The sequence below is a fragment of the Gordonia sp. GONU genome (assembly GCF_024733855.1).
GTDB lineage: Bacteria > Actinomycetota > Actinomycetes > Mycobacteriales > Mycobacteriaceae > Gordonia > Gordonia amicalis.
Genome location: NZ_JANRHB010000024.1, coordinates 60,531 through 69,156, shown reverse-complemented (window position 1 = coordinate 69,156; position 8,626 = coordinate 60,531). Strand labels below are relative to the sequence as shown.

General features: G+C 66.9%; 8 protein-coding genes. 4 read left to right on the top strand and 4 right to left on the bottom strand.

Annotated features, from left to right (window positions below; translation table 11 throughout):
- Positions 1-114: 114 nt before the first annotated feature.
- Complete coding sequence (locus tag NWF34_RS18555) at positions 115-1,083, bottom strand: 1,4-dihydroxy-2-naphthoyl-CoA synthase (protein WP_258325748.1); 969 nt, start codon at positions 1,081-1,083, stop codon at positions 115-117.
- A gap of 161 nt (positions 1,084-1,244) precedes the next feature.
- Between NWF34_RS18555 and NWF34_RS18550 the strand changes: the two genes are divergently transcribed.
- Positions 1,245-1,496, top strand: a complete 252-nt coding sequence (locus tag NWF34_RS18550; RefSeq protein ID WP_258325747.1) for a hypothetical protein — start codon at positions 1,245-1,247, stop codon at positions 1,494-1,496.
- 25 nt (positions 1,497-1,521) lie between these two features.
- Positions 1,522-2,172 carry a PaaI family thioesterase gene (locus NWF34_RS18545; protein WP_258325746.1) on the top strand — a complete coding sequence of 217 codons (651 nt, stop codon included), beginning with the start codon at positions 1,522-1,524 and terminating at the stop codon, positions 2,170-2,172.
- A gap of 35 nt (positions 2,173-2,207) precedes the next feature.
- Here the strand turns inward: NWF34_RS18545 and NWF34_RS18540 are convergent, their stop codons facing one another.
- Positions 2,208-4,313, bottom strand: coding sequence for an Rv1355c family protein (locus tag NWF34_RS18540; protein ID WP_258325745.1), 2,106 nt, complete (start codon positions 4,311-4,313; stop codon positions 2,208-2,210).
- A 172-nt stretch (positions 4,314-4,485) separates the two neighbouring features.
- On the opposite strand from NWF34_RS18540, the gene NWF34_RS18535 reads away from it, so the two are divergent.
- Positions 4,486-5,247, top strand: a complete 762-nt coding sequence (locus NWF34_RS18535) for a hypothetical protein (protein WP_258325744.1) — start codon at positions 4,486-4,488, stop codon at positions 5,245-5,247.
- Here the strand turns inward: NWF34_RS18535 and NWF34_RS18530 are convergent.
- The gene (locus tag NWF34_RS18530; RefSeq protein ID WP_258325743.1) at positions 5,193-6,374 is read right to left on the bottom strand and encodes a sensor domain-containing diguanylate cyclase; all 1,182 of its coding nucleotides are present in this window, start codon (positions 6,372-6,374) and stop codon (positions 5,193-5,195) included. The genes NWF34_RS18535 and NWF34_RS18530 overlap by 55 nt on opposite strands.
- A 472-nt stretch (positions 6,375-6,846) precedes the next feature.
- On the opposite strand from NWF34_RS18530, the gene NWF34_RS18525 reads away from it, so the two are divergent.
- On the top strand, positions 6,847-8,031 hold the full coding sequence (locus NWF34_RS18525; RefSeq protein WP_258325742.1) for an EAL domain-containing protein: 1,185 nt from the start codon (positions 6,847-6,849) through the stop codon (positions 8,029-8,031).
- Positions 8,032-8,139: 108 nt separating this feature from the next.
- Here the strand turns inward: NWF34_RS18525 and NWF34_RS18520 are convergent, their stop codons facing one another.
- Positions 8,140-8,586 carry an Hsp20/alpha crystallin family protein gene (locus tag NWF34_RS18520; RefSeq protein WP_258325741.1) on the bottom strand — a complete coding sequence of 149 codons (447 nt, stop codon included), beginning with the start codon at positions 8,584-8,586 and terminating at the stop codon, positions 8,140-8,142.
- Positions 8,587-8,626 lie beyond the last annotated feature (40 nt).

Below are 8,626 nucleotides of genomic sequence, written 5' to 3'. Positions count from 1 at the left end.
GGGACCCCCGCGCCCTGTGGGGCGTGCGACGCGAGCCACGAAGGGCGGCGACGTCGTCTCACCAGGCCTTCGTGGCTCGTCGCTTGCGCTCCTCGCACCTCAGGCAGCGAGTGATCAGTAGTAGTACGGGAAGTCGTCCCAGCGCGGATCGCGCTTCTCCAGGAACGCGTCCCGGCCTTCCACGGCCTCGTCGGTCATGTAGGCCAGGCGCGTCGCCTCACCGGCGAACACCTGCTGTCCCATGAGTCCGTCATCGGTGAGGTTGAACGCGAATTTCAGCATGCGCTGAGCGGTGGGTGACTTGCCGTTGATCTTGCGGGCCCACTCGATGGCGGTGTTCTCCAGCTCGGTGTGCGGCGCGACGCGATTGACCGCGCCCATTCGGTGCATGGTCTCCGCATCGTAGGCCTCGCCGAGGAAGAAGATCTCCCGGGCGAACTTCTGGCCGACCTGCTTGGCGAGGTAGGCGCTGCCGTATCCGGCGTCGAAGGAGCCCACGTCGGCGTCGGTCTGCTTGAACCGGGCGTGTTCGGCGGAGGCGAGGGTCAGGTCGCACACCACGTGCAGCGAGTGGCCGCCGCCGGCCGCCCACCCGTTGACCACTGCGATGACCACCTTCGGCATGGTGCGGATGAGCCGCTGGACCTCGAGGATGTGGAGCCGTCCGCCCTCGGCTTTCACCCGCGCCTCGTCGACCGAGTCGGCGCCGGCGCCCACGACGTCGGTGTCGTGGCTGGTGGCGTACTGGTATCCCGAACGGCCGCGGATGCGCTGGTCGCCGCCGCTGCAGAAAGCCCAGCCGCCGTCCTTGGGGCTCGGGCCGTTGCCGGTCAGCAGGATCGTGCCGATGTCGGGGGAGCGGCGCGCGTGGTCGAGTACCCGGTAGAGCTCGTCGACGGTGTGCGGGCGGAAGGCGTTGCGGACCTCCGGCCGGTCGAAAGCCACTCGCACGATGCCGTTCTCGCGGCCCTCACCGACGTGCCGGTGGTAGGTGATGTCGGTGAGGTCGGTGAATCCGGGCACCTCGGCCCACTGGGCCGGATCGAACGGCTGGTCGGTGGTCTGGGTGTCGTCGGCGCTCATGCGCTCAGACTAGTGACCGCGGACGTCCGTGGTCGCGGCGGTCCGGAGGACCCGGAACCCGGTGGAGTGGAACAAATGTCCTGATGAGTACCGCTTCGGGGCGGACCATATATGATGCGAATTTTCAGCAAATTCCCAGTTCGGGGTGCTTTGCTTGATCCATGAACACCTGGGGGTGGATACTTTTCGTCGTGGTCGCGTGGGGCGCAGTGGCCGCGGTCGTCGCCGTCGTCGTGGGGAGGGCGGTGAAAATGCGGGACGAAAAGGAACGTGGACCACGCGGCGTCCCCGACTTCGTCCCCGGCCAGGCACGGGACCTGGCCCGGCACGGGATGTGCGTCGATCTGGATGCGCACCGTCGTTCCGATCGGCACCGTCCGGACCCCGGTGGGGAGCACCGGTCCGGTCGCTGAACCGGTCTTCTTATACGGTTGACCGGTGAGTGAAGCGAACGACCGTGCCGTAGAGACCGTCGAGGAAGACCCGCACGAGGGCGGGTTCCGCGCCCACATCGACGTCAGCACCGATCGTGGCGGTTCACGGTACGGCGAGTTCAGTGAACAGGTACGCCTGCTGATGGACAATGCGCGCTACGCCTGCCCCGACGACGAACTGGTCGACGAACTCATCGAGCACCTCACCGCCGTCAACGAGCGCCTCGCGAAGGTCCGCATCGACGAATGGCATTCGCCGGCCGGCACCCGGATCGACCTGCCGTCCCGCGGCAACATCACCCTCCCGCCCTACGAGGTCGTCGAGGTCACCGAGACCGGCGTGATCGCCGACCTCGTCTTCCGCGACTTCCACCTCGGCGGCAACAATGCCGCGCACGGCGGGCACATCGCCGTCGCCTTCGACGACGTCGGCGGTTTCGCCTCGGCCGTCGCCGTGCAGCACGTCAGCCGCACCGCCTACCTGAACGTGCAGTATCGCTCGGTCACCCCGCTGAACACGACGCTGCGCGTGCACGCGTGGGCGGAGCGGGTCGAGGGCCGCAAGGTGTTCATCAGGGGCACCATGCACGACGGTGACCGCCTGTGCGCCGAGATGGATGCGCTGTTCATCAAGCTCAATCCCGGCCAGGCCTAGACGGTCGGCCGGCCTGGCCGGTCAGGCGCCGCTGATCAGGGAGCCAGCCGCCTGCTGCGCACGACCGGCTTCTCCGAGCGGGACACACGCAGCGCGATGGTGACGGCCTCGTCGTCGGTCACCGGACACAACTCGTCCATCTCGCGACGCAGGCCCGCGAGAAGGTCGCCGTGGTTGTCCGACAGGCTGCGCGCCGTCGCGTCGTCGAGGGCGTACAGGAAGGCCGGCGTCATGGGATGCACGGTATAGCCGAGTTGCTCGGCGGCCACCCACAGCTGTTCGACGACGAGCCCGGCTCGCAGGTAGTCCGCCCGGGTACGCCCGCTCTGGACCAGGAGCAGGATTCCCGACGCCGAGGCGACCCGCGCCGCGGCGTCCGCCCCCAGCGCCGCGCCGCCGCCCCACCCGTCGAGCAGGGACATCACGTCGGCCCGGCGGAGCACGTCGAGCATGCCGGCCATCGCCGGCGGCAGATCGAGGGACGCGATGTCGATCCCGGCACCGGCCGCGGGGTCGGCGGTGAGTTCGGCGAACATCTCGCGGTGCAGCTCGGGGGTCAGGAAGCGCGCGCGGTCGGAGCGATCCGAGATCGAGGCGAAGGTCGTGATCCGCGTGCGGTCGGACAGGGGCACGAGTCGGGTGGTCTCGGTGTCGGCCACATCGGTGAGTCGGAGCAGGTCCTCGTCGCCGAGCGGTGAGCCGTCGCCGGGCCCACGCCGGGTGCTCCGCGCGAGCAGGGCCTGAAGGTCGCCTTCGTACTCGGGCGCGTGCACTCCCGCACCGAGGCCTTTGAGCCGGACACGTCCGAGAACCGTCTGGTCGTCCTCGACGATCTCGATGTCGTCGAGCACACCGCGACTGGCCGCGGCGACACGGGCGTTGTGCAGGGCGGCACCGACCGCGACGGCGGAGGCCCGGTGCTCGACGTCGAGCGTCGAGGTGCGGTCCCGGTCGAGGGCGATGGTCACGGTGTCGTCGTCGACGCTGATCCGCCACGGCTGCTGGTTGCCCGCCGACGGGGCTCGCGCCGCGGCGTGCGTGATGAGCTCGAGGTCGGACATCTCGTCAACCGGGATCTCGTTGTGCGCGAGCGATTCGGCGGTACCGGCGTCCGTGCCGCCGCCACCGTCGAGGGGATCGGTGAGTCCGTCGAGCCAGGTGTCGCGGTCGAAGCGCACGCGCCCGGACGGCAGCGGACGGCCCTGGACGAGGCGGCGGACCGCGGCGGCGACGGTCGCACCGCCGAGCAGCACGTCGCCGGCGAGTTGCGGCCAGGCCGTGACCGTGTGCCCGAGTTCGATCGCCGACGCCGCCATCGGCGCGGTGACCCTCGCCGGTTCGAGGACCTTGACGGCCAGGGGGGTGAGATGTGCCCGGTCCAGGCCCACCAGGTCCTCGATGCGGAGATCCCCGGCCAGACCATGGAACAGTGGGCGCTCCGGTTCGAGATCGAATCGCTCCACGTCGAGGGTTCCGCCGTCACTCGTCTCCATCAGCACCGGAATACCGAGTTCGCGGCAACGATGCCGTACCAGCACCTTTACGTCGAATGAATCACATTCCTCGACGACGAGGTCGAGGCCGTCGAGGAATTCGTCGATGTTCTCGTTGGTTATGCCCTCTGTGAACACCGATGTCGTCAGGTATGGGTCGATTTCGGAAATACGTCGGGAAGCCACGATGGCCTTATTTGTATCGATATCCAGCAATGTTGCCGGGATTCGATTCATATTCGTCAATTCGAGGTCGTCGAAATCCGCCAGACGTAGTTCGCCGGTCAGTCCCTCGAGGGTCAGGGTGAGGGCGATGGCGTGGCCGACGCTCAATCCGACGATCCCGATGCGCAGCTTTGCGGCGGCGTCGAGATCGGCCGCGGTCAGCTTATGCCTGTTACGGTCCAGCCGCAGCCGACGATAAGAGATCGGACCGGGGATCTTCACCAGCGATTTGCGCCACGGAAAGTATGCAAATCGACATTCCTCATCCCGGACCGAGGGGTCGACCGGAGGAAGGATCTCGTCGAGTGCACGGCGGGTCTGGACGGTCATGTCGGTCACGTCGATCGCGTCGTCGTCCAGGAGAGAAACGGGGACATCGGACTCCGAGTAGACGTTGGCCGCAGTGGCCGGCGTGTAGTGCATACCTCATGGTGGCTTACCCGACTCGGCGTCGCCAACTGGGCCTATATGTGCTGATTTTGGACGAGAAGAACGCTTCTGCACCAGCACAAAATTGTCGTTGTGGCAACATAACACGCGGGGTCAGGGGAGATCTCGCAACGAATTCCTTATTTCTGGAAGGCACAATACTGCGATGAAAACGATGAAAACCGCCAGTGAAGTGGTACAGACCGGCATGCTTCGGGCCACCGCCCCGGAGGCCGGTACGGAGTACACGGTCATCGCGGCCAGTCCGCGCCGGGAGCGGCTCCTGTGGGACAAGTACCTCGCCGGGGCCGCCGCGTCATACGACCGGCACGGCTGTGCGGCCGCACTCGATTACGACGAGGTCTCCTCAGGTTCGGGAACGGCCCTGTTCTTCGCCGTGCTCGACGAGTCCGATCAGGTTCGCGGCGGGCTGCGCGTCCAGCCGCGGTTCAGTGCGGCGGCGCAGTCCCACGCCCTCGTCGAGTGGGCCGGACAGCCCGGTCAGGTGCAGTTGGTGAATGCCATCGAAGAACGGCTTGCGGGCGGGATCGTCGAGGTCAAGACGGCCTGGGTGGATGAGCGATCACCCATCGCCAGGTCTGTGGCCGGGCAGCTGTCACGGTTGGGGCTGGTCATCATGGAGATGTCGGGCACCGATCACATGATGGCCACTGCCGCCGATCACGTGCTGCGGCGCTGGCAGTCGGGCGGCGGCCGCGTCGACGAGTCGGTGCCGCCGACGCCGTTCCCCGACGAGCGCTACTCGACCCGACTCATGTGGTGGGATCGGGCCCGCCTCCAGGAACACACCACCGAGGAGACCTGGCGTCGGATGCGGACGGAAGCCGACATCCTGCAGTCGCCGGGACATGCTCAGCGTCTCCCGGGCCGGGTGTCCATCTCCAGCAAGTCGGCCGGACGCTGGTAGAAGACCTCGTACAGGCTTGCCGACGGCGGCGATGCCGGTGGGTCCTCGGCAGCGTGGGCGCTCAACGTGCCGTCGTTCCACACGACCGGATCGATCGTGTCGATGACGGTGGTGTCCCGGCCGCTCTCCTTGGCCCGGTACACGCATTCGTCGGCGCGGCCCAGCAGGTCCCCGATCACGTCGTCGGTGGAGCCGGCAGTGCCGTTGCGCGAGGACACCAGCGGTGCACAGACGCCTCCGACACTGACCGTCACCGGAGCCGTGGCGGCCACCGCGGCCCGGAGACGTTCGGCGCAGAGCCACAGCTCGTTCTCGTCGTGGACCACGTGGAACAGCAGGAACTCCTCGCCGCCGTAGCGGCACACCTCGGAACCGACAGGGGCGTGTTCGCGGATGGCGGCGGACGCGGACAGCAGGACGCCGTCGCCGGCGAGGTGCCCGTACTCGTCGTTGATCCGCTTGAAATGGTCGACGTCGAGAAGCAGGATGCCGATCCGTCCGGTGGACGAGCGCGCAGCGGACAACAGTCGCGAAGCGCGGATGAGGAATCCGCGGCGGTTGAGCAGTCCGGTCAGGGGATCGATCCCGCACAGACGGGTCTGTTGGTCGAGGACGGCCTCCATCGACTTGCGGAGGGCCACGACGAGGAACACGGGCACCACGATGATTCCGAACATGGACCCGAAGCTGATCAGGAATGCCGGCCCCGACGTCGTGGTGACGCCGAGGACGACCACCGCGCACAGGGTCGCGATCGCCAGATGCGACAGGATGAGCCGGGTCGATGCGGTGATCGCGCCGATGGCGGGAATGGCCGCCACGATCGCGAGCACGAGGGCCGAGGAGCGGGGGTCGGCGAGGATCAAAGATGTGCCACCGACGCCGACGATGCCGAGGCCGCCCAGGACCGCGAACTCCGGATCGGTCAGCCGGCGACGGAGCATCGTGACGGTGAACACCAGCGCGATGAACGACCAGATGACCATCAGGACGACCAGTTTTCCCGGCTTCAGGGTGTCGGGTGCGAGGACGCTGATGATGGGCAGTGGGAGCACGCCGCCGGTACTGATCAGCGTTGCCATGGACCGCGCGTCATAGCGGCGCATCACGTTTCTGATCAAGGCCATACGCCGGGACCGCTTTCCGTCGTTTCGGCCGAGCGAGCGACCACGGGTTCTCCGAACTCGGTGATTTACGGGATCAAGATCATAACCCGAACTAACGAATCCTGAGTGGCGTTGCACACAGGACTGTCTCCCACCTTAGCAGCCGTTTTCTAGCCTTTCTAATTGTTTGCGGGGTGCGATGAAACAGAATGCGGCCCGCGGCACCCCGAATCCGATGGAGGTCAAATCGACAACGAGAGTCGTCGGATACAGAAGGCGCAGATTTTCCCGGCCACGACACACAGATCATGCGCTGCATCGACGATTGCCGACGGCGCCACTTCCCCTGAGTCCGCGGATCATATCCGATGAATTGCACCGGTTTCGGGTCGGGTTGTGCTGTACAGGACGAGCTGGACTGCGGTTAAAATCCTCCCGAGGAACGCGGCGATCGGGCCGCGGTCGGGGGGATCGGACGACAGCAGATGATGCAGTGTTGAGTCGCGGCGCAACGGTGATCGCCGTCGAGGTCGACCCTTACCACCGTGCCGTCGTCGCCTATGGGCACGGCGCCGTCGTGTCCATCGCCGAATTGTTCGTCGCCCAGGTCCTGATGCCGATCAGTCCACGTGCGCGGTTCGAACGCAGGTCGGATCTGCAGTGGCTGATAACTCTCTCGGCCACCGACGGCGGCCATGACGCGCTCATCGACGCGGCACGGCGCAAACTCGGTGCGCACACCGTCAGCGACGGAGATCGCAGCGGGTTCCTAGACGTCTGCATGGGCGTCGCCGTCGGCGCCGACCTCGACGGGGTCTCGGACGAGGCCGATCTGGTGCGTCACGCCGACGCCGCCCTGTGCGTCGCGCTCACCCGCCGGGTGCCTGTCGAGTTCGCGCACCCGAGTATGGTGCGGCAGATCAGCGCGGAGGTCGACCTCGCCGCATGGCTCACCCGGTCCGTCGAGCGGGACTTCTCGGTCTTCTACCAACCGATCGTCGCAATGCCCGACCGTCGGGTGGTCGGCTATGAGTCGCTCCTGCGCTGGCACACCGAATCCGGAGTACTCGCCCCAGATGCGTTTCTCGCGGTGGCCGAAGGCATCTCGCTGCTCGCGCCGATCGGCCGGCATGCCATCGGGGAAGCCATCCGGGATCTCGCCGCGGACATCTCCCGGATGACCGGTGACGAGGGTTTCGTGTCGCTCAACCTCTCCGGACAGCAGCTGTCCGACGACGGCCTGGTCGCCTACATCGACGGTCTGATCCGCGACTACCGCGTCGATCCGGCCCGGGTCTGGATCGAGGTCCGCGAGGATCAGGTGATCCGCCTCGAGACCTCGGCGGCCCGGACCGTCAACGCGCTGCACGACCTCGGGTGCACCATCTGCGTCGACGACCTCGGCGCCGGTTTCTCCGCCCTCCGCTATGTGCGGGACCTGCCGGTCGACGTCCTGAAGGTCGATCGCACGCTGATCGCCCAGCTGATCCACAGTCATTCCGATCGTGCTGTGGTGCGGGCGATCTCGGAGATGGCGGCGGCCACCGGTCTGCGGATGGTGGCGGAGGGCATCGAGAGCGACGACGTGTTGGAGGTCCTCACCGAGTTCGGCTTCGACTACGCGCAGGGGTTCTTCTTCGGCCGTCCGGAACCGCTGTCCACGTGGACCGGCCGATAGTCCGTAACGGACCGCCGATGACCACCCGGACGGCCGGTGCGCCGTTGTCCGGCGAACCGACCGTCCGGTGCGATCTCCCCGATGATGCTCGGGGACATGGGTTTCGGGTTAGGTGACAGTCCCGGTCTCGATGGCCTGCGAACTGTTGTGGCTCTCCACCTCGATGCGACGCGGCTTGGCCTTCTCGGCCACCGGGATGGTCACGGTGAGCACGCCGTTGTCGTAGCGCGCGGAGATGCCGGCACTGTCGATGGAGTCACCGAGGGTGACCTGGCGGCGGTAGGTGCCGGAGAACCGTTCGCTGGCCAGCCACTGGACACCCTCGTCGGACGGGGCACTTCGCTGGGCGGACAACGTGAGTACGCCGTTGTCGACGCTCACGTCGATCGAGCCCGGGTCCGCGCCTGGTAGGTCGGCGACGAGCATGTAGTGGTCGTCGACCTTGTAGAGGTCCAAGGGCATGAACTTCGGCGTACGCGCGGTTCCGGCCGCTGAGCCGGTCAGCATGCCCCGGGCCCAGGCATCCATGTCGGAGAAGGGATCGAAACGCAGCACAGCAGTTCACCTCCTGTCTCACAAGGCTGCTCGCCACTCG

Excerpts from the sequence above, each read along its gene's own strand:
- NWF34_RS18555 (WP_258325748.1), bottom strand. The coding sequence starts at position 1,083 with ATGAGCGCCGACGACACCCAGACCACCGACCAGCCGTTCGATCCGGCC.
- NWF34_RS18550 (WP_258325747.1), top strand. The coding sequence starts at position 1,245 with ATGAACACCTGGGGGTGGATACTTTTCGTCGTGGTCGCGTGGGGCGCA.
- NWF34_RS18540 (WP_258325745.1), bottom strand. The coding sequence starts at position 4,313 with ATGCACTACACGCCGGCCACTGCGGCCAACGTCTACTCGGAGTCCGAT.
- NWF34_RS18535 (WP_258325744.1), top strand. The coding sequence starts at position 4,486 with ATGAAAACGATGAAAACCGCCAGTGAAGTGGTACAGACCGGCATGCTT.
- NWF34_RS18530 (WP_258325743.1), bottom strand. The coding sequence starts at position 6,374 with ATGGCCTTGATCAGAAACGTGATGCGCCGCTATGACGCGCGGTCCATG.